Genomic DNA, 21,264 nt, shown 5'->3' with positions numbered 1-21,264 from the left:
CGAGCAGGCTACGCTCGGGCACATTCGGTCATCGCGTGCAGGCACAGTGGCGCCGGGTGATCGCCGCGACGAACAAACAGATCGGACATCACCATGAAGGCACTCGTCTACAAAGGACCCGGACAGAAATCGTGGGAAGAGGTCCCGACGCCGACGATCCAGCATCCGACCGACATCATTGTGAAGATCGACACGACGACGATCTGCGGCACCGACCTGCACATTCTGAAAGGTGACGTTCCCGCAGTCACCCCCGGCCGCATCCTCGGCCACGAGGGCGTCGGAACGATCACCGTTATTTAGCGAGACCTACGGGACGCTTGATGCGGTCGTGGGTTCCAAATACGAAACCCGGCTGGCCCTAAGCTCCTCGGTCATCCTGCCTCTCGAACCCAACAGGCTGAATGTCGAATCATGCACGATCCTGGCGGGCCGATACAGCGCTCCCGATCAAATCGGCATTCTTGCTCAAACAGAATTAGTGCGATCAGGTGGTCAGGTTGTCGCGTCGCCCCGATTGCCGAGCGCATACCCACTCGTTGCCAGTTTTCTTAGCAGGCTAGATCGATTTGTCCCGATTCTTCTCGGCAGCATCGGCGCCATCATCTCAACGCTGCAATATCGAATGAGGTCAAGCGAATTCGCCGCGTATCGTTTCTCTGGAACGCGAAAAGGCGCGCTTTTTCAGATGCTGATGATCGAACAGTTGATCTGTGCGGGCGCATTCGCCACTTCCGGGATTTTCGCTCTCTATCTCTTCCGGACTCGGCTGGAGTTTCCCGAAATTTTGGGTGCGTGGATGATGGTGGCTGCAGGAGCATGGGTGGCAGTGTTCGCGATGACAGCGCCATGGCTCATCCTCAGAAATCCGATGCGCTTAGCAAAGGATAGGTAAAATTGGGTCCCGCTGCCTCACCGAACACGTTCAACAGTAAGGTCGGAGCATGACCGATCCATCTGGTACACAAGAAAGAAGCGTCAACATCTCGTCGGGAGGGGGAGGAAGAGTCCAGAGGCCGACGGACTGGCTCTCGAGTTTGGCTTTTTTCTTCTCGCTTGTGGCACTTGGCGCAGCCGTCTTCTTCGGATTTGGCGCCGTGTCCACCTTCAGTATCGGCCTTGCCTACGTGTCGATTCAGAGACGGAAACTGCGGTCTCAACCGCGCAGCGTTCTCGCATATATGGCTGTGATCATCTCCTATGCGACCGCAGCGTTCTCACTAATTCTCAGTCTCTATATCGCGGTGGCGACTCGCCAGCAATTCCCAATGTTTGGCTAATTAGCGAACACAGCGGAAACCGTTCTCGGTTTTCTTGATCCTGATGAAATTGCAGTGTTCGCATAGTGAATCTCAAAAAAGGACCATCTTCCGGCGTATCGTCCGATCTGGCGGGCTCAGCCCCGATTCTCGTTTGACGCACCCGAACTGTCTCGAAAATCTAATGATTTCCGAGACGCCCGACAAGGCCTGCGTGCGAGAACGTTCAATCGCGAAATTCCGCGCATCGGGATTGTCTCGATAAGTCGTCTCGCTGCACGGCGTGTCTCGCCCTGGTCAAATGGGGTTTGTGAGACATGCTGAGGGGATGAGGCTTCTTGGATACACCCGTGTCAGCACCAGCAACCAGGATGCACAACTTCAACTCGACGCACTCCTCTTAATAGGGGTGCAAAAACGAGACGTATTCGCCGACGTCACCTCAGGCAGCAAAGCGGCCGCCGCACGGCCCGGCATGCAGCGGCTTCTCGACTACGCCGAACGCGGCGACACAGTTGTGGTCTGGCGAGTCGACAGACTCGGCCGCTCCCTCATCGATGTCCTCAACACCGTGAACGGTTTCCGCGACGCCGGAATTAATGTCCGTTCGATCTCGGACGGCATCGACCCTGCTACTTCTACCGGCCGGCTGATGTTGAACATGCTCGCCACTCTGGCCGAGTATGAACGCGAGCTCATCATCGAACGCGTGAATGCGGGCATCGCTGTCGCCCGCGGATCAGGTACCCGATTCGGCCGTCCGATCAGCGATCCGGCCGTCAGCAGTGAGAAACTCGAAATCGTAGCCCGGGCGCGGGCCTCAGGGAAGACCGCAGAGCAAGCAGCTCAGCTTGTCGGCTGGAGCAGGGCGACGCTCTACCGTCACCAGCAAAACCACGCCACGAATTTCCCGACGTAACTTTCGCCACCCAGCCCGCAGGAGTCCGCCGGTGTCGAGGATCTGCCCGCTACCGAACCCCACGTGGTAGAATTTTACTACTTAGTAAAAGGTGGTGGGTATTGTGGCGGCAACGATCCTCGCACGGTCCGCGAGAGCGGCCAGCGGTCTCAGTCAGAGCGAGCTCGCGCTGCGTTCCGGAATCGCCGGGTCCTCGCTCTCCCTCATCGAGCACGGCAAACGCGAGCCAACGGTCGCAACTTTGGAATCGCTCCTGCGCGCCACGCGTCATACAGTGGTCACGATTCCCACCGTGCGCAGCGACGCGGCCCGCATCGCATCGGAGATCAGCTCCGCCCTCGCCAACACCGATGAGGCCTTGGCGTTTCGGCGCTTCCTACAGCTCGCCGACAACCTCGCCGCCGAACACGGCGCCACCCGGGTCGGCCTCACGCTGACCGAACCGCCCCCGACGGGATCCAAGCAGTGGGATGCCGCAATCGCCGCACTCTGCGAATTCCGTCTCAACACAGACTCCCTCCCCGTTCCCGACTGGGTCAGCACAAAGACGGGGAGCCCGGGGAAGCCCTGGGCACCACGGACCAGTGACTACGACATCCCGGCCGACCCGGCACAGGTCCCGACCGAGTTCCTCAACCGCGGCATCCTGATTGAGTCCGCAACTTTGGAAAGCATCTAGTGCCCGGCGATCAACTCGACCGCGACGATCTCATCAACGGCATCAACGCGGTCATCACGAAGCTCCGTGCGGCCGGCCAATCGGCTGGCATCCGCATTGTCGGCGGTGCCGCGCTCGCACTCCGCTACTTCGACCGCCGCACCACTACCGACGTCGACGCACACCTGCAACCCGAGCAACCGATCCTCGCGGCCGCCATGGAAGTCGCGAACGAAAACGGTTGGCCACACGATTGGCTCAACAGCAACGCCAGCATCTTCATCCCCGCCTACGGCGCCGACCCTGAATGGGAAGTCCTCTACGCCAGCGAGGACATCACCGTCGAAGTCGCCTCGCCACGCGCTCTGCTCGCCATGAAGCTGAACGCCTCACGCCCCGGGCGGGATGTGCAGGACATTGCCAACCTTCTCGCCATCTGCCACATCCGCGACGTCGACGCGGCTGAAGAGCTCCTCAACGGTTTCTACCCCGGCGACGGACTTCCCGACAAAGCCCTTCGCCTCCTGGAACCCATATTCGCTCATGGTCTCCCCGGCATCCCCGAGGTACCACCCGCACCCTCGATTGGAGGACCACCCTCAGCGTGTTAGCGCGGAAGGGACCCTCCCCCGAGTGGGGAGGCGCGATTCTCATGGTCACGAATCGACCATTTACTACACGATCAGCTCTGGAACGAGAGCGATCCTTAGAGAGATATGATCCACGATCAGTACTTGCAGACTCGAACCCTTCTAGAGCAGCATTGGGCCGGGCATGATGTCGGGCAACTAAATGTCCAAATTTCGCCCGCGCGGGCGAAAATCCAGCTCGGTCCGGCACCTGGGACCGATTGATATGCCCTGCAGGAGTGGCGCGTGCGTGGAAGCGGGGGTGGAGTTATGCCTTGGCGACCGTGGGAGTCATCGCGACTGCCGCGGGATTCTACTGGGACGCGCAAAATGCCAAAGCGCCGTGGTTCGCCGTTCGATAAGCGCACGGATGCTGGCCACGCCATCGGGGAATGGGCGACGGCAAAAGGCGTGAAGTATCTGCCCACTTATGTCGAGAGAAATCTCGGTGAGCTGGGCGCAGTTGGTGGTCCTTCAGCCGAAAGGCAACGGAGCCGCCGTTGTATGAAAGGCCCGTCACGTTCAATGGCGGGGCGGGCATGTATTAGCGGGAATGTACTGGGGGCCTTCCTGCAATGCTGCCCCGCGAACGCGAAAATGGGGCCGGAGAATCGTCTCCGAACCCCACTTTTTACCTGTAGTCCGTCGTTATTTTGCAGACTGCGTGCGCCCCTCTGCGATGGTCAGAACGTGCTCGTCTGGCGCTCGCACCTCAATCTTGCGGGGCTTCGCCGTTTCACTCACCGGGATCGCAATGGTGAGCACACCGTTGGCGTACGTCGCGTTGATCTGCTCGGTGTCGATACCCTGCCCCAGACTCAACTGGCGCAGGAACGATCCGGACAGGCGCTCCCGGGTGATCCATTTCACGTTCTCGTGACTGGCCATGGTGCGCTCGGCGCGAATGGTCAGTAACTGCCCGTCCACGTCGATGTCAACAGAACCGGGGTCGATGCCGGGCATGTCGGCGTTGAGGATGTAGACGTCGCCCTCCCGGTAGAGATCCATCGGCATTAGACGTGGCCCACGGATGTCCATGAGCGCGCCGGTGACACGGTCCAGGTCACGGAACGGATCGAAGTTCACAGCCATGTTTCAACTCGCTTTCTCTCGGGGCCCGGTGACTCGGACCGCCCACTATTCATCAGAGTCGAGCCCTTCCGGCTCGGCTATTGCCGATATTAATCCCGTTCTCACCGGTTTCAAGGGCCCCGCCGGCGCTCAGCTGCGCGAATCAGCGGGGTTGATCATGTCCGGAAGGGGATCGCTCAACGACACACTTTGTCACCACCCGTCAGTACCGTTCTATTCGACGGAGCAATGTCGGTGTGGCTTTTGCCGAAAAGTGGCGGTGTTCTTTCGCCGCAGAATGGCGATATCGCCATCTCACAAGGGGAAGGTCATATGGGCGTCGGTGTGCCGGCGGTTCGACGCAATCGCCCGTGTCCTGATTGCGGAACCTCCAACGGACAGTCTCGGTTGCAAGTGCGGCAGCGGCAAAGCCGTCGCGAACAGCTACCGGCAAAACCAGGCGCAGGCGCGTGAGCAGTCTGGGCTGCTGCCGACGTGCCTCGGGCCCAGCAGACCATCACTGATAGGGTCGGGCCGATAGCATGGTCCACTTGTTTGAGGAGACAGACGTGAGCTCTGAAAGATTGATGCGACACACTCGCCGCAGAAGGTTTGGAGTTCTTTCTGTGCTGCTTCTCGTCATAGCTGTGGGGGCGGCTTGGCTCGGTGTGATCGTTCTGACGAGCGATATCCAGCCCGCGAACCTCATAGTTTGCGATAGCGCTTCAGACCTTCGGTGCAGCGACAGCTTCTTTTTCGGCCGAAAAGGTGGGCAAAACACTCTTGGGGCTGCGCTTGTCGCGCTAGCTGTCGTGTCCGGTTTCGTGTCAGGCGGCCTAGCGGTGTCGGCGGCGCGGAAGCCAGTCGGTGAAACCGCGCCGCCGACACATGCCTAGTTAGTCAGTGGCACCCAGCCAGAATTGTTGTCGAAGAACGCACGCACATTCGCAAAGTAGCCGAAGACAGAGCAGGAACGGCCTCCACCTGACGCCACGCCTTCGCAGGGCTTTTCGTTCGTGCCTCCTGTGTTGATTCCACTGATCACGCCCACACCGAGCACACCGCCGCCGGCAGCGCCGACAAGGATTGGACCCCCGCTGTCGCCATTGCCAAACAGCGGGTCTGTCGTCACGCTCTTGACTGTGACCAGGTTGTTATAGCAGGAGCCGCCGAAATAGCAGATGACATCATTCGTCGACTGCACTTCAGCACGGCAGTTGACACCCGAATATGAGCCGCTCGGGCAAACAACGTCTCCCTTCACCGGGTAGTACGCACCCTTCACATTGTTGTACTGGCCCGAGTTGTAAACACCGACGTAGACGCTTCCTTCGTAAGATGCGCCGCCGAGTCGGCGGATATCTGAGCCGCCCGAGTTCCCGCTTTGAAGCGTCCCGACGGACCAGTTGCTGCTGGCAGCTTGGCCGGAACGCCATGACTCGCCTGTGCTGCCGCAGTGATCCGCGGTGAGCATCGCAACGGCGCTGAATCCAGTCTGTCGATTGATCACCGGGAATGCGGAGGTGCAGGCATTCCCAGCCGGACCATAGATTCTTGCCCCGCCCCAGAACGGCGAATCATCACCCCAGCGCCACCCGTTTGCTTGCTGTGGCGCGGTACCAATGCTCTCAAATCGGAGCGGAACGACACTCATCGACTGCAACTCCTTCTGATCTGAAGGTGCATTTCGCTTTGAGGTCTTCCCCTCTACGAGTGTGACAATTAGACCGCTGTTATTCTTGGCTGGACTCACCGACGCGATCGGGACGCCCGAAGCTACGCCTTCGTTGGCGAGCTCATAGGCCAGCGACGAGAGCTCTGCCGAGCTGTACTCGTCCTGCACGAACCGATATGCGCCTGGGAATGCCTCGCCCAAGATCGGCTCCAATTCGGGACTGTTGCTACCGACGACGTGTACTTCCAGAGTCGAAGTCGCTGCGTCCCAGACCAGATCGTTAATCTTCTCGCCCGCGGATGATTCCACGGTTCGCTGTATTGCCGCGCGTATCTCGGGTGGAATCCCCTGCTTGTCAGGCAGCGAAACGAGGGATCCCCCTTTGCCATCAGGTGTGACGTTCAGCGTTTCCCCTGCGGCAGCTGGCGCCGCCGAAACAATTCCGATTCCTACAGCGACGAGCAGTGCGAGCACTCCTCGAGTTGAAGCCGTTGTTTTCAGCATTCTTTTCCTCCCCTTGGGATGTTGAACGACTGGCTTCTTCGAAAAGCTATCGGAGGTCAGACAGAATCGTCAATCATTCATGCGCATGCGGACGTCATGGAACCGCCGCCACGGATGGGTGGACAACAACGGAGCCTGCACTTCGCTGGGGCTGCTGCGACCGCATTCAATCCCGCAGACGCGCCTCGAGGCCAACTACTCGGCTGGTCTTCCCCAACCCCCGAAACCCGCGAGACCCCCGTCAACACGGGGATTTCGTACGTCAACACGTTCGCAACTTCGACCTAACCGATCACGGCCGGGTAGATCGCGCCTGGTCTCGATCGTCAGATCAACCATCGGCATATGACTGCGCGTCGCCCATAGCCGCCCAGAAGCCGGACCGCCAGTGGACACTCCCTTGTGGGGGCTGGACTCCGCTGAGCGTGCGGGCATGTGTTGGCCGTATGACCCGCCCGAGATTAGGCCCGGGGGCGTCTTGCGCAACAACCATCGTGTGTCGAATTCGTTCGTATTTGCTACACGGCCCCCGCCCCTTCCGCGGTCCCCATCCGTTGATTGAAATTGTGGGCGGTGAAATCGGGTTCTGTACTGTGGCTTTTGGCGCTTGATGGCGGTGTTTCTTTGACGCTTGACGGCGGGATCAGGTCGGTCCGAAAGCGAGGGTGCTGCGCGCGGCTTCGATGACGTCGTTGGTGATGATGTCGAGGTCGTTGATTTTGAGGACGCGTTCGATTTGTGGGAAGAGGCGTTCGAGGAGCTTGAAGTTGCCGCGAGTGATACGTTCGGCGGTGGCGAAGGCTTGGGCGTCGGTGAAATCGTGGAGGTCGAGCGTTTTGTTGCTTCCACTGACGCGTGAGGACGAATTGCAGTTCATCGTGACCGAGGGTCCGGTATTGGTGGGCGAAGCCGAGCCTGCTGTGCTGGGTTGACGGGCGCGACGCTGCGTGCGGACTCCTGAACCTGCGTGCGCCCCGCTGTCTGCCAGCGCGGTCGGGGGTCGTCCCGCCGGCGCGGCGGCCGAGGTCGATCTGCCGAGCGAACGTCCCATCCATATCCGCTTGAGCTCCAGCTGAAACGGCAGTCTCGCCGCCACGGCGCGAACTTGCTCATCGATGCTCTCATGCGATCGACACCATCGCCGCCTTCGGACACTCCTGGCGGATCCCACGAGTGGAGCTGCGGCTCCGTGGGGAACCACTCCTCTGCCGAGGCTGCCGCAAGTCCCATCACCACGACAAAGCCCCGAGGGATCATCCCTCGGGGCTTCGTCTTTTCGCCTCCTACTCGGCAGGCCTCCGGTTAGCTGCTCTGCCCATCAGTAGCGTTCCTGCCTGCGCCGGCGGCGGATGACCATGAGAACCAGACCCCCTCCGACGAGCAGCGCCGCGGCGGTCAACAACACACCGGTGAAGCCTGCACCTGTGTGTGCGAGGCTGTCGAGCATCTCCGACACGCTGGGCACTACAGGCACTACAGGCGGTGCAGTGAGCGTGACCGAGTCGTCGGTGTCCGGCGTCCGATCGGAGGTAGCCGTCGCTGTGTTGACGAGCTCCCCCGTGTTCACATCTGCGGCCGTGAGCTGGTACTCGGCGGTCGCAGTTGCAGTTTCACCCGGGGCGAGGACCCGATCCTCGTCTCCGGGCCACGTGTACACCAGATCCGACAGGCCCGGCATCGGGTCGGTCACGACGACGCCCTGGAGGGTCACGTTCCCGGTGTTCGTGATCGTGAAACCGTAGCTGACCGTATCGCCTTCCTGCCACACCCCCTGCTTGATGGTCGCGGTCTTGTCGAGCGTGATCGCCGGAGCGGCCGAGATCACGAGGGTGAGCGAGTCATCATCGGTGACCGGTTCATCACCAGGCGTGATGCCCTTCGTGGTCGCAGTGTTCACCACCTTTCCCGCATCCACGTCCGCCTGCGTCAGTGTGTACGACGCGGTACCGACGAGAGTCGCGCCAGGTTTGAGCACCTTCTCCTCGCCCGGCCAGTCCAGATCGATGTCCGACAGGCCCTCCATCTCGTCGTCGAGCTCGACTCCATGCAGAGTCAGCACGCCGAGATTGGTGACATCAAACCGGTAACGGACAACATCGCCGGCCTGGGCCGGGGCGCCACCCTCGATCCGACCGGTCTTCACGATCTGAATCCCGGCATCCACTGGCGTCTGCAACGTGACCGTATCCTCACCATGCACCGGAACGTCACCCGGACCCATGCCGTCCACGGTCGCCGTGTTCGTCACCTCACCGGGCCCGTCGACATCCGCCTGGGTGACCGAGTACTTCGCGGTCGCGACCACGGACTGCCCCGGAGCAAGCACGCCTTCCGCCCCCGGCCAGGTGTATGCGAGGTCAGAAAGGCCTGGCAGCGGGTCCGTCACGACCACGCCGGTCAACGTCACGTTGCCGGTATTGGTCGCGGTGAACTCGTAGTGGATGATGTCGCCGGCCTTGCCACGTTCGCCCGGCGTGTACTTGCCGTCCTTGTCGAGCGTGATCGCCGGAGCGGCCGGGATCACGAGGGTGAGCGTGTCATCGTCGGTGACCGGTTCGCCCTGACGCGGCGGGGTGCCGCGCGTGGTCGCCGTGTTCACCACCTTTCCCGCATCCACGTCCGCCTGCGTCAGCGTGTACGACGCGGTACCCACGAGAGTCGCGCCCGGTTTGAGTACGTTCTCCTCGCCCGGCCAGGTCAAGTCGATGTCCGACAGGCCCACCATCCGGTCGTCGAGCCCGACCTCGCCGAGAGTGACGACACCCAGGTTCGTTACCTCGAACCGGTAACGGACGACATCACCAGCCTGCACCGGCGCATCACCCTCGATCCGACCGGTCTTCACGATCTGGATGCCCGCATCGGCCGGGGTCTGCAACGTGACAGTGTCCTCACCATGCACCGGGGTGCCGGCGGGACCCGTACCGTCCACGGTCGCCGTGTTCGTCACCTCACCGGTCCCGTCGACATCCGCCTGGGTGACGGTGTACGACGCGGTCCCGACCACGGCCTGTCCCGGCGCGAGCACACCCGCGACACCCGGCCAGCGATATTCCTTGTCGCTGAGGCCCGGCATCGGGTCCGTCACGACCACGCCGGTCAGGGTCACGTTGCCCGTGTTGGTCGCCGTGAACGTGTAATTGATCGTGTCGCCGGCCTCGCCCCGCTCGCCCGGCGTGTACTTGCCATCCTTGTCGAGCGTGATCGCCGGAGCGGCCGGGATCACGAGGGTGAGCGTGTCATCGTCGGTAACCGTTTCATCACCGGGCGTGATGCCCTTCGTGGTCGCCGTGTTCACCACCTTTCCCGCATCGACATCCGCCTGCGTCAGCGTGTACGACGCGGTACCGACGAGCGTCGCACCCGGTTTGAGTACGTTCTCCACGCCCGGCCAGGTCAGATCGATGTCCGACAGGCCCACCATCACGTCATCAAGCTCGACGCCATGCAGAGTCAGCACGCCGAGATTAGTGACCTCGAACCGGTAACGGACAATATCACCAGCCTGCACCGGCGCATCACCCTCGATCCGACCGGTCTTCACGATCTGGATCCCGGCATCCACTGGCGTCTGCAACGTGACCGTATCCTCACCATGCACCGGAACGTCACCCGGACCCATGCCGTCCACGGTCGCCGTGTTCGTCACCTCACCGGCCCCGTCGACATCCGCCTGAGTCACCGTGTACGACGCATTCACGACCACGGCCTGCCCCGGCGCGAGCACACCAACCACACCCGGCCAGTGATATTCCTTGTCGCTCAGTCCCGGCAGCGGGTCCGTCACGACCACACCGGTCAGCGTCACGTTGCCCGTGTTGGTCGCCGTGAACGTGTAATTGATCGTCTCTCCGGCCTCGCCCCGCTCGCCCGGCGTGTACTCGCCGTCCTTGTCGAACGCGATCGCCGGCGCCCTGGTGATCGGGATCGTGAACGTGTCGTCATCACTCACCGGCGTACCGGTCGGTGTGCGCCCGGACCCGGTCGCCGTGTTCACGACCTGCCCCGCATCGACCGCAGCCTGCGTCACCCTGTACGTCGCCGTCGCCGTCACCTTCTCCCCCGGGGCGAGCACGTTCGGCCCGCTCGGACCCCACGTGAAATTCCACCCGGTCAGGCCCGGCAGCGGGTCAGCGATGGCCACGTTCTGCAACGTGATCGGACCATCATTCACGAGGACGAACGAATAGGTGACCACGTCACCGGCACGCGCGGGCGTGCTCTGACTCGTCTTCGTCAACGTGACATGCGGCACCGCGGTACTCGTCACCGTGTGCGAATCCGTGTCGGTGACCTTCTTACCTGCCGGAGGCTTCCCCGAAACAGTCGCCGTGTTCAGAACCCGACCGGCATCGATGTCCGCCTGCGTGATCGTGTACTTCGCCGTCGCGGTCATCGGAACACCCGGTGCCAGCAGGCCAGTCGAGCCGGGAGGCCACGTCAACTGGATGTCGAAGACATCCTCGAGCTCGTCACTGATGTCGATGTCCGTCAGCGTTACATCGCCGGTGTTCCGGATCGCGAACGTGTAGGTCACGACATCCCCCACCGCAGCGTACGTCGGCTGCTCCGACCCCTTCACGAGCGTGATCTCCGGGCGCGTGACCACGGTGTCGCGGTCTTCCGCCGTGCCGGTCAACGGCTTTCCGGGGTTCGCGGGATCCGGCGCCGACACCCGCGCCGTGTTCACCAGCTCCGCGGTATTGATCGTGGATGACACCCGCACCGTCACCGTCCGCGTCAACGAACCCTGACCCGGCATGTTCGGAAGCGCCCAGGTCACCACACCACCGGACTCCGTGCCGCCGTCCGAGGCCGACACGAACGTCACCCGAGAGGGCAGCGTGTCGGTCAGAGTGGCACCGGTCAGGGTCTCGAAGTCCAGCGGGTTATCGACGGTGATCGTGTACGTCAGGACGTCACCCGGCCGCGCAGTCGTCACCCCGTCCGTCTTCATCACGCCGACATCACCGGCCGCGGCCGTCGGCTTCACCGACATGTCATCATCGTTGTTCGGCATGTTCCCGTCGAACAACAACCCCGACACGTCTGCCGTCATCGTCAGTGCGCCCGTCGTCGTCGGCCGCACCGGGATATCCAGCGCCTGCGGTACCCCCTTCGCCAACTGCGCCGTCGGCGTGCAGGTCAGGACCGCCGGACCGATCGCGGTGCCGAACACCGGAGTCCCGTTGCCATCCACCGCGGTACACGTCCACCCCGTCGGGCTGAACGAGGTCACCTCAAGACCCGCGGGGATCGCGACCTTCACCTCACCCGTCGTGAATGGCGCACCCCCATGGTTCGTCACCGTCCACGGCAACACCCCCGGCCGGCCTTTCTGCAACTGTGGTGTTCCCGCCACGACCGCAAGATCGGTCTCTTCGATCGTCGCAGTCACCGGCGCCGGCTCCGACACGTTGCTGAGCCCGGTCGCCTTCACCGCGAATGAGTTGCTCGCCTTCGCCCCAAATCCCGGTGCATTGATCACCGCACCCGTGTACTGCATCGAGAACGAATCACCCGCCGCCAGCACCCCCGGCCGCACGACCTTGATCGCCTGCGCACCAGAGGAGGTCGTACCCCATCCGCTCACACACCCCGGCACCGTCGCAACCTCGGCACGGCACGGCTGCGTCGACGTCGAGAACGTCGCCGTCGCACCGTTCGTGGGACCAGTCACCGATGCCACCGTCTCCTGGAACGTGGACCCCCGCGGCGTGGACAACGTCGCGGTACTCGTACCGGTGTCGCCTACGTACGGGAGGATGTCATACCCCACCACGTCAGACAACGGCGTGTTCCCCGTGTTCGTCACCGAGATCCGATACTTAATGCTCGTTGAGTTCGGCGGCACCCCGACCGCGTTGTTCGGATCCGAATACCACTTGCACCCGTCGGGCTGCGACGCGTCGGGCAGACAGATCTCCTTCAACACCTGCATCGCCGCGACGCTACCGACCGAGACACTCGCCGGAGGATTCGCCTCCGAGAACCGCGTCGTGGCCGGATTACCATCGAGATCCGGGGTATCCGTGAACTGGTTCGTGAAAGTATCACCCGACTTGACTGTGTTCGTGTTCGCAATGAACCCCCGCGCCACGTTCGTCCCCAAGGGAGCGGCCGCGGTCGGACGGGCGACCACCGACATGACCGGCAGCGTCATGTTCTTGCCCCACGCTGTCCCCGCCGGCCACGACGCGACCGCCACCTGACGCGGCACCCCGGCGACGGTGACCGTGCGGTACGTGAACTGCACGCCAGCCGGCACCGACCCCGCCGGGAACTTCGCCGAACCCGGCGTGATATTCCACCCCACCGGCGCCATGAACACATACTCCGGCGTGATGTCCCGAGTCAGCGGAACCTGCGCGGTCGTCCCGCCCACGGTGAAGGTCACATCGGTCGTGGTCGTCGCCTTGCTCGCCCCACCCGCGATCGTCGGATTGCCCATCGTCGCCGTGAGCACCGGGTTCGGGCCCACCAGGTGCACGGTGAACGTGTTCCCGGCCGTCAGGTTCGGCACACTGGGGTTCTGATAGTCGAGAGAGCCTGTGAACGTGTTCGCGTGCGAGGAATCCGGCGTCGCGTTCGGACCGAGCGTGCCGCCCAGGGTCATCACGAAGCTGTTCCAGCCGCCATCGGCCGGCGTCGTCGAACCGCCCGTGATCGGGTTCACGGTCGTCGCGGTGAACGAGGCGATCCGCCGCCCGGCCGGGGCGTTGTAGACGGTGACGTTCGACGCAGTGCCCGTGGTCCCGTCGTCCAGGGTGTACTGGATGTTCGCTGAAATGTGAATGCAGCAACCGCCGGCACTGGACCAGGTCAACGGCTGAAGCGAGGTGATCGGAAGCTCCGGATCGTTCAGCGTGGTGTCGGTGATCGTCGCGATTGCCGGCGCATTCCCGGAGTTCACCGCCCAGACGTTCCACCAGAAGGACTTGTTCGAGGTCGGGATCGGAAGGTCGACCGTCCCCGACGGGTGATCATTGTTGTTCCCGCCGAGGGTCTGACTCGAGTCGTTGGACGTGTACCCGCCCTTCCAGGCGGCGATCCGCCCGAACGGGGCGATCAGCACGACGGTGCCCGTCGTCGGGCCCAGTACCGTGTCTGGGAATTCTGGATGCCCCGGCCATTGCATCACTGCCGACGCGGTGTTCGTGCGCCGCGCACCCCCCGGCGCGCTGGGACTCACCTTGTACAGATACCGCACCGTGAATGCGGTGCGGAAGGTCTGTTCCGGGATGGTGTTCGGCGGGGCGAGGGACGGCGACGTCACCTTTGACGTCGCGAACCGGAACCCGGCCGGCGCATCCGCCGTGCCCGTCGAGGTTCCCGACACGGTCGTCGTCCCGTCCGTCGCCGTCCACACGATCGTCGAGCCCGCAAGAGCCACGATCTGATAGACCGGCAGGTCCGGCTGATCCAGGGTGTTGTCGGTGACTACCGCGACCCCGGGAATGTTCGCGGTGTTGTATGTCGTGACGCGCCATTCCTTCAGATTCACCCCGGTCGCCGGCACCACCACCGTCGCGTCCGCCGTCAACGCACGCCCAGCACCGTCGTACGTCGACTGCTTCGGATCCATCGCCGCACGCGGGAACGGATCCGAACACTTCAACTGGAACGGGCCGCTCGGAGCGAGCGTCGCGAATTTCTGCACGCCCGGCGTCGCCGGCAGGCTGATGTAGGTCGCGTCGACACGACCCGTCGGACCGTTGAACTGCGTCGTAAAATTGCACGGCTGCCCCGCCGGCGCGACATTCGCGCGGGGAAAGGTGATCGTGATCGTGTGCGGGTTCGCCGCCCACCCGACGAGCGACGTATCACCCGTGTTCGCCCACGGCGGACCGACCCACGTCAACAACCAGCCCGTCGCCGCACTCCCCGTCTTGGTGTAGCTGCCGGGGGCACTGACCAGCTCCGCGCCCGGCGGCAACTGATGCGTGACCGTGTACGCGGACGAGCACTGGAAGTCGTAGGTGAACCGGTTGGCTTCGTTCTTGCACCCGGTCGACATGCGCAGCTGGTAGGTGATGTCGGTGTCGGTTGAGAAGAAGCCAGATGCCGGGGCTTGGATGTTGGTCGAGATCGTCGGATCCGGGGTGGGGATATGCCAGATCACGGGCGTCGTCGTCGCGGTTTGCTCACCGACCGCCGTTGTGGCGTTTCCGCGCACCGCCTGTGTGATTTCGAAGCCGTCCGGGAAGATTGCGTACGCGGAGTCCTGCCGCTCCGGTGTGTACCCGGACTGGCCCAGGTCCTGCCACCCATACTCGAGCGTGAACTGACCCGACGCACCGGCGGAAAGGTTGCCGAGCGCGACGGTGTACCCCGCCGTCTCCGACCCGGCGAGAGATCCGCCGCTCAGCGGGGGCGTGAACCCCGTCTGCCTCAGCAGACGGTAGAAGTTGTAGTTCGGGTCCAGCTGCGTCGGATCGAACTTCACCGTCGCGCTGTCGCACGCCGCCGACACACACGAGAAGTCGACCCTGAAACCGATCCGGCGCGGAGACTGCGACGAAGTGAGCGACGTGATCGGTGCGCCCGATGCGGAATCCACTGCGACCACGGTGACCAGGAGCTGCGCGGTCCCCGCCGCCTGCGCCGACGGCACACCCGACCCGAACAACAGCGACAACACCATCAGCGGCACCATCAACGCCATCGCCAACAAGCGCACCAATCGATTACGTCCAGCCATCACACTCGCCTACCCCGTTGTTCGGCCCTTTGAGTAAAGCCACACTAAGTGGACTCGCGAGAGCTCGAATCCTTACGCGAGTTTCGCATATTCGCCTCGTCATGCGGGGACGACATGGGTCTTCGTGCCGGCGGCGTTGTCGCCGAACGCGTCCCCGGCCTGATCGAGCTCGTCGACGCGCTTCACGGTGTACTTCTCGTTCTGGTGGCGGGGTGCACTTCATGACCACGCCGAACACGCGCTCACCGACGAAGCCGTTTGCTCCGGCGCCGAATAGGGGCCGTAAAGTTCTCGCGCAGCCATTGGTTGCCTTCAGCTGGTGTGAAGCGCTCGAACTAGGCCCGGCCCGGCATCTCCGAGTTCCCCTTATCCGCGTATCCAATAGCTATGTGTCGACGATGCTCGCCGCGAAGAACCGTTCGATGTCACTCTGTTCGATGTCAACCGATGCGAGGTTGCCGGCGGCTCTGCCTCTCCGTACTTTCCTACATACAAGAATCCCGCCTTGCACTTGCCGGGGGAGGCAAAGCTGAGGCGGGATCGACCTCAATCCTGGCACAGAAGACAATTCTTCTGCCGTGACTCGGCGCATCGGCCCTTGGCCGTAAGGGGAATCCCCTGCGGGACGCTCGTTGCGGGAGCGAGTAGCGTGTGGCTTTCGGCGCTATGTGGCGGCGTTCTGTGATCGCTATTTGGCGCATCTACATGGTTGCCGCGCTAGTTGAGAGCGGGTAGTCAGCGTCTTGTATCCCATGAGATATAAGCATGGGTTACGAGACGGCTCACCCCCGCGGGAGCATTTGCAGCAGCGTCAAAATGCCAGCGCGGTTCTGGCGAATCAGGGACTACACGTGGAAGAGGCATGGTGGGTACGTGACATCAAACCGCGATCACTAAGTGATACGACGAATGCCGCCCGCGGAAGCTTCCGTTATCAGGTAGCAACAAACCAAGTCGTGATTGGTCTCTCGACTTGAGTTCACACTCTCTCGAAGAGGGTTGAACATTTCAGATTGCCCCAAAGCTGGACTGATTTTCTATTGGCTCGAAAGAAAAGCGATTATCGCTGCGAGGAGCAAGAACGCATCGACAACTGCCGCGAGATATCCGATCGTCCTGAAACGAAGAAAGACCTCCCAGAAAATCCGTCCAAGAACTCCTATCCACATCCCACAAATTGACACCAATATTGCAATCCCGATGATGGGGTCGGACGGAAGAAAGAGAGCGCCGTAGACGAGCACAAACACCCCAGACAACAGACCGAGACCGCCATAGATAGCAATCTGACCGAAAAGATTAACCCGAAGCTTCTTCGTGACTAGCTGCGCCAATACGTTGAGGATGGCTGCGGCCGGGATCCCAACGACGCTGGAGATGGCGATGTATGAAAGCCACCTGCCGAGCCAACCGGGAACGTCTATGTCCGGTGAAACGCTTGTGTAGGTCAATGCGACAAACAACGCTCCAAGAACGATGGCGGTCTCTACAGAAGAAAACAGCAATACCGCTTTCTTCTGCAGGGACAAGTCACCTGCCGCCGGACCCGCCTGTCGAGTGGACATGCTCCTAGCTGCTGTACTTTGAGGCGTTCGTGCTGCGTTCACCGCACACTCCGGTCAAGCAGATGAATCCTTCGTTGTCGTATTTGAACAGGGATTCCCACGTGTACTTGAAAAGGACCCAACCCGCATGGTTTGGTGCGGGGAGACGAGTCCCAATCACTTCTACAAGTCCCGATGAGTAACTTCGCACGAGGACACCGTACGAAATTGCGCCGGCATTGCAGAACGGATTGCCAACGGAATGCGTAATTCTGGCTTGAGCGTAGGTAGAGGAAATCTGTTTGTCGCTGAAAGTAATTCCCGTCGAGGGGGCAGTCATTTGCTGGTACAGGACGCCGTTCTTATAAAGATGTGTCGTGCCAACGTACTTCGTGGTTGAAAGCGAGGCCGAAGTAAAGCCTGCGTTGACATAGACAGAGGTCCTGTAGTCGTCGTCGCCGGGCGGAACATAACCTCTACCGTCACCTCCGAATTGCATGCCTGTTTGAAGGGTGCATGCGAAGACGTCATTTCCGGACACCATCGCCACTGGAATAAAAGTGTCGTATTCAAATACGACTCCTGACACGGCAGCGGAAAGTGTAAGCGCATCGTTGGCGGCTGAGAGGGCGTCCTGTCGAGAGTTCTCATCAACCGCTCGTGGAGTTGCTACGGAAAGTGTGAATGAGCTGGAATCGCCGTCCGTTGCAACTGGGTCGATGTTGTAGGTGTATTCAGTGCCGGGCGTGAGGGCGGCATCGGTAAACTCTCGATCATTCACCGTCCTCTCTCGGGTGCCTTCCGAAACTGTATATCCGGATAGGTTGTCGTTTGCCCATGCCAGCGATACTGAAGTCGGAGTTACGGCAACAGCAAACGTGGGTTTGAAGAGTTCCTTCGGGACTACCGGATTGGTCTCGGAAGTAACTGTCTCCTCTACCTTCCCCGGATTCATCGCCGTCGAGTTCTGGAGTGCGTCCTCCGCAGCAATTTCAGGATCCGGTATCACTGCTTCACCGGTCGGAGGAGCACTAAAGATGCGAATCAATACCGGTTCTCCAGCTGTGTTCCGGCCAACAACTACGCGTTGCCCTATCTCATCGGAATCCTTGATGATCTCGATGGGCTGGCCCAATTTGTCTACAAATGACTTTGTGTTCTCGAGCACAAGCGCAATTGGCGAGCCAGCCTCGTCCGCCGAAGCTGGTGCAACGAAAGCCCCGCCAATAGTTATTGCAAGAACTGCCGAAAAAACGAACAGCTTTGAACGTTTCATGGTCCCCCCAATGGTTGTTCCTCCATACTCTAGGAGCTTTATCCCTCTACGCCCGGTCCGGAGTGCCGGCGCGGCGGCGCTCTGACCCTTTGCCCCGAGAGCTGCAGTGACGGTTCGTATGGGGATCGGTCAGTGACCCAAACCCCTGATTGAACCTGGAGTAGTCCAGGGTTCAATCTTCGCCACGGTGTAAGGAGAAGGAATAGGCCGTAAAGTTCTCGCGCGGCCATTGGTTACCTTCAGCTGGTGTCAACTTCATGAAGTGCTCGAACTCGGCGCGGCCCGGCATCTCCGAGTTCCCCCTTATCCGCGTATCCAATAGCCATGTGTCGACGATGCTCACCGCGAAGAACCGTTCGATGTCACTCTGTTCGATGTCAACCGAAGCGAGGTTGCAGGCGGATTCGCCTCCGTACTTTCCTACATACGATGACATCCCCGCTCTACCTTGTCTCGGAGAACGAGCTGACGCGTTAGAAGAAGGCTTTCTAGCTTTGTGGAGGCATTACTGTCAGTCCGATGGCGGCTCTTAACTGGTCGGGAACGCGCGGTACAGACGCCGAACGACTAACGAATCAGCCGGTAGGCGCCTGGCCTCGGACCTCTCCCGGCCTGACCCGAACGGGTCGGCAGGCGTACACTCCCCTCATGGATGACCTCGCGAGCATCGACGCCCCGATCTGCCCCGACTGCCTCACACAGGGCAAAGTGATCGATATCGGATCTCATTCGTACTGTGTGTGCACGGGTCGTCATGTACCAATCGGGAGCAACTGGAAGGTGAGCTGATGCGGATCTACACAGACGCCAAGAAGGGCGACGAGACGATGCGCGTCGAGGTGCACGCCGACAAGTTCCATGCCGGCCTCGCAGAACTGAAAGCGAAACTACCCGAGGGCTGGCAGATTCAAGCGATCGAGGTTGACCCGGACGAGCCTGTCGGCGGTCAGTCGTAGGGTCGCCTTCGTCGGGAGGGAGCAGGCGCTGATGAAGGTGTACGCAATGGTCTGGCACGGGGACAATCCCGAGTTCGTCGAGTTCGAGGCCGACGACTACTCTTCGGCAGTGAAGCGGCTTCGTGCTCTCGTCGACGCAGGCGAAGATGCGGTATGGATCGACGCTGACGATGACTTCGGCGGGGACTAAGAGTGTCACTCCTCCTGGCCTGATTCGAACGGGCCGGGAGGCGTACACTCCCTGTCATGGACGACATGCTCGGCGTCGAACCCGTGTGCCCGGTGCACTTGTTGCCGTATGAGATCGGGGGCCTGCCCTACCGTCCGTACTGGATCTGCCCAGAATGCAGAGTGCCATTGATCAGCAGCAGAAGGGCGTGACTGTGAGGCTCATAGCGGTTATCCGCAACGGCGGCCCCGACGGCGAGACGAACCAGATCGAGTCCGAAGCCGACTCCTACCTGAGCGCGTTCCATTCCCTGTGGGCCCAAGTGCCGGTTGGGTGGGTCATGCTGTTCGTGCAGCAGAAGTAATGGCCGTCAGCAGCGGGTTCGTGGTCGTGGCGCGAAGTCTCCGCCCACATCGGGCGGTGTTCCGGAGGATCATTCCGGCATGCTCGCCCTGCTATTCGTCTCAGGCACGCCGTCAGTTGGCGTCAGCCTAGAGATCGATCGGTTCGATCAGTGCGGGGTCGACTTTCGCTGCCTCGTCGCGCACGCTGTTGACTCGGCGCGAGACGGGATACGTGGTCATGGTTCGCGCCATGGCCAGGGACGACCGGTCGAGCATAGCCAGCATCTCGTCATTCACTTCGAGCTTCCCCTGATGAAGCCATTCGTCGAGTACATCAGGAGTGAGGAACACCGGCATGCGGTCGTGGATCTCCCCGCTGGCGTCTGCGGCTTCTCGGGTGATGATCGTCATCGATAGTGCCCACGCGCCGTCGTCTTGCTTCTGCGCTTCGTACAGGCCTGCAGCGGCGAGGATGCTCTCAGGGCCGTGGATGAAGTACGGCTGTTTCCCGTCCTCGAGCGTTTGCCATTCGTAGTAGCCGGCCATCGGTACGACGAGGCGTCGCGATACGAAGGCGTTGCGGAAAAGGCCGTTCGTCGCGACAGACTCGAGGCGTGCGTTAATCGGCGCCGGGCCTTTGCCTTTCGCCCACGACGGCTTGAGGCCCCATGTCGCGCCGTCGACGCTGCGCGTCAATTCGCCGTGATGTTCCCACTCTCGAACCACCGGTACACGATCGGTGGGGGCAACGTTGTACGACGGCCGCCAATCGCGAAAGTCGCCGCCCTGGGCCACGAACTCGTTGATGAGATCGTCGGTGTTCTTGTCCATCACAAAGCGTCCGCACATGCGGCAAGCTAACCTCGTTCATCGTCAGAGGGCAACGGATGGCGAGGGCCAATCCAGACTTCGTTAGAAACTCGGCCGACGTCGACGACGCCGGGTCTTGCGCTGAGCAAGTGAAAGCACGGCCAAGGTGATTAGTCCGATGGCGATCCACGGGTGCGCGGTAGCTGCTTGCGTAAACATGTTCAGCAGGGCCACTGCAGCGGTCGAAAGACCGGTGAAACATTCCTTGCAGGATGAGGTCGGCGAGAAGATTAGGTTCCATGGCCAAACCGTAGTGGTGAGCGCTGACACTCGACAGGCGACCGAACCAGTATCTGCAATTCGAGGGCTGGCAGGTGCCGATGCAGACGATCATCGTCGGCCGCGACCATTTCGTGGAGCAGCCGGAGTAGCATCGCCGGCATGGATGACCTCGCGAGCATCGACCCGCCGAACTGCCCCGACTGCCTCGCGCGCTGTCAAGCAGTCGGGATCGGCTCAGTCTCGTACTGGGCGTGTCCGGAATGTCGCATCCCCATCCTGAGCGATTGGAAGGCGCGCCGATGAGGATCTACACGACCATCACAAATGGTGACGAGTCCGAGCGAATCGAAGTGCATGACGCCGACTACGACACTGCGATTATCAAGTTGCTTGCGCTCGTTCCTGAAGGCTGGCTGATGCAATCCCTGCGCGTCGACCGGGATAGCACTGTCGGCGGTCAGTCGTAA

General features: G+C 61.6%; 16 protein-coding genes and 2 pseudogenes. 10 read left to right on the top strand and 8 right to left on the bottom strand.

The features are described 5' to 3' along the window. Positions 1-93: 93 nt before the first annotated feature. From AB4Y63_RS17755 to AB4Y63_RS17730, 6 genes and pseudogenes are all read left to right on the top strand, one after another. A pseudogene (locus AB4Y63_RS17755) lies at positions 94-300 on the top strand (alcohol dehydrogenase catalytic domain-containing protein); the annotation flags it as partial. Positions 301-331: 31 nt separating this feature from the next. Then, positions 332-895: a hypothetical protein gene (locus AB4Y63_RS17750; RefSeq protein WP_441792387.1), complete on the top strand. Its 564-nt coding sequence runs from the start codon at positions 332-334 to the stop codon at positions 893-895. A 49-nt stretch (positions 896-944) separates the two neighbouring features. Further along, positions 945-1,280, top strand: a complete 336-nt coding sequence (locus tag AB4Y63_RS17745; protein ID WP_441792386.1) for a hypothetical protein — start codon at positions 945-947, stop codon at positions 1,278-1,280. 307 nt (positions 1,281-1,587) lie between these two features. Further along, on the top strand, positions 1,588-2,178 hold the full coding sequence (locus AB4Y63_RS17740; protein ID WP_441792385.1) for a recombinase family protein: 591 nt from the start codon (positions 1,588-1,590) through the stop codon (positions 2,176-2,178). 103 nt (positions 2,179-2,281) lie between these two features. After that, positions 2,282-2,857: a helix-turn-helix domain-containing protein gene (locus tag AB4Y63_RS17735; RefSeq protein ID WP_441792384.1), complete on the top strand. Its 576-nt coding sequence runs from the start codon at positions 2,282-2,284 to the stop codon at positions 2,855-2,857. After that, positions 2,857-3,447, top strand: coding sequence for a DUF6036 family nucleotidyltransferase (locus AB4Y63_RS17730; RefSeq protein WP_441792383.1), 591 nt, complete (start codon positions 2,857-2,859; stop codon positions 3,445-3,447). Before AB4Y63_RS17735 ends, AB4Y63_RS17730 begins: the two co-directional genes overlap by 1 nt. A gap of 666 nt (positions 3,448-4,113) precedes the next feature. Here the strand turns inward: AB4Y63_RS17730 and AB4Y63_RS17725 are convergent. The 7 genes and pseudogenes from AB4Y63_RS17725 to AB4Y63_RS17695 all read right to left on the bottom strand — a co-directional run bounded on the left by AB4Y63_RS17725 (position 4,114) and on the right by AB4Y63_RS17695 (position 18,672). Continuing rightward, positions 4,114-4,557 (bottom strand): Hsp20/alpha crystallin family protein, encoded by a 444-nt coding sequence (locus AB4Y63_RS17725; protein WP_441792382.1) that lies wholly within the window; start codon positions 4,555-4,557, stop codon positions 4,114-4,116. A gap of 871 nt (positions 4,558-5,428) precedes the next feature. Then, positions 5,429-6,715 carry a hypothetical protein gene (locus AB4Y63_RS17720; protein WP_441792381.1) on the bottom strand — a complete coding sequence of 429 codons (1,287 nt, stop codon included), beginning with the start codon at positions 6,713-6,715 and terminating at the stop codon, positions 5,429-5,431. Between the two features lie 643 nt (positions 6,716-7,358). Beyond that, positions 7,359-7,638: pseudogene (locus tag AB4Y63_RS17715) on the bottom strand (AAA family ATPase); the annotation flags it as partial. A gap of 395 nt (positions 7,639-8,033) precedes the next feature. Then, positions 8,034-15,416, bottom strand: coding sequence for a DUF7507 domain-containing protein (locus AB4Y63_RS17710; protein WP_441792380.1), 7,383 nt, complete (start codon positions 15,414-15,416; stop codon positions 8,034-8,036). A gap of 1,037 nt (positions 15,417-16,453) precedes the next feature. Next, entirely contained in the window at positions 16,454-16,981 is a 528-nt protein-coding gene (locus tag AB4Y63_RS17705; protein ID WP_441792379.1) for a hypothetical protein, read from the bottom strand. Between the two features lie 4 nt (positions 16,982-16,985). After that, a complete protein-coding gene (locus AB4Y63_RS17700; protein ID WP_441792378.1) occupies positions 16,986-18,236 on the bottom strand; it encodes a hypothetical protein in 1,251 nt (416 codons plus the stop codon). 172 nt (positions 18,237-18,408) lie between these two features. Further along, on the bottom strand, positions 18,409-18,672 hold the full coding sequence (locus AB4Y63_RS17695; protein WP_441792377.1) for a hypothetical protein: 264 nt from the start codon (positions 18,670-18,672) through the stop codon (positions 18,409-18,411). Positions 18,673-19,024: 352 nt separating this feature from the next. On the opposite strand from AB4Y63_RS17695, the gene AB4Y63_RS17690 reads away from it, so the two are divergent. The 3 genes from AB4Y63_RS17690 (at position 19,025) to AB4Y63_RS17680 (ending at position 19,725) form a co-directional block, all read left to right on the top strand. Continuing rightward, positions 19,025-19,192: a hypothetical protein gene (locus AB4Y63_RS17690; RefSeq protein WP_441792376.1), complete on the top strand. Its 168-nt coding sequence runs from the start codon at positions 19,025-19,027 to the stop codon at positions 19,190-19,192. A 31-nt stretch (positions 19,193-19,223) separates the two neighbouring features. Beyond that, entirely contained in the window at positions 19,224-19,382 is a 159-nt protein-coding gene (locus AB4Y63_RS17685; protein ID WP_441792375.1) for a hypothetical protein, read from the top strand. A 154-nt stretch (positions 19,383-19,536) separates the two neighbouring features. Then, positions 19,537-19,725: a hypothetical protein gene (locus tag AB4Y63_RS17680; RefSeq protein ID WP_441792374.1), complete on the top strand. Its 189-nt coding sequence runs from the start codon at positions 19,537-19,539 to the stop codon at positions 19,723-19,725. 127 nt (positions 19,726-19,852) lie between these two features. On the opposite strand, the gene AB4Y63_RS17675 is transcribed toward AB4Y63_RS17680, so the two are convergent. Then, positions 19,853-20,554, bottom strand: a complete 702-nt coding sequence (locus AB4Y63_RS17675) for an SOS response-associated peptidase (protein ID WP_441792373.1) — start codon at positions 20,552-20,554, stop codon at positions 19,853-19,855. Between the two features lie 542 nt (positions 20,555-21,096). Between AB4Y63_RS17675 and AB4Y63_RS17670 the strand changes: the two genes are divergently transcribed. Continuing rightward, positions 21,097-21,264: a hypothetical protein gene (locus tag AB4Y63_RS17670; protein WP_441792372.1), complete on the top strand. Its 168-nt coding sequence runs from the start codon at positions 21,097-21,099 to the stop codon at positions 21,262-21,264.

This window comes from Leifsonia sp. YAF41 (genome assembly GCF_052113185.1).
Taxonomy (GTDB): domain Bacteria; phylum Actinomycetota; class Actinomycetes; order Actinomycetales; family Microbacteriaceae; genus Cryobacterium.
This window is presented reverse-complemented; position numbering and strand designations above follow the sequence as displayed.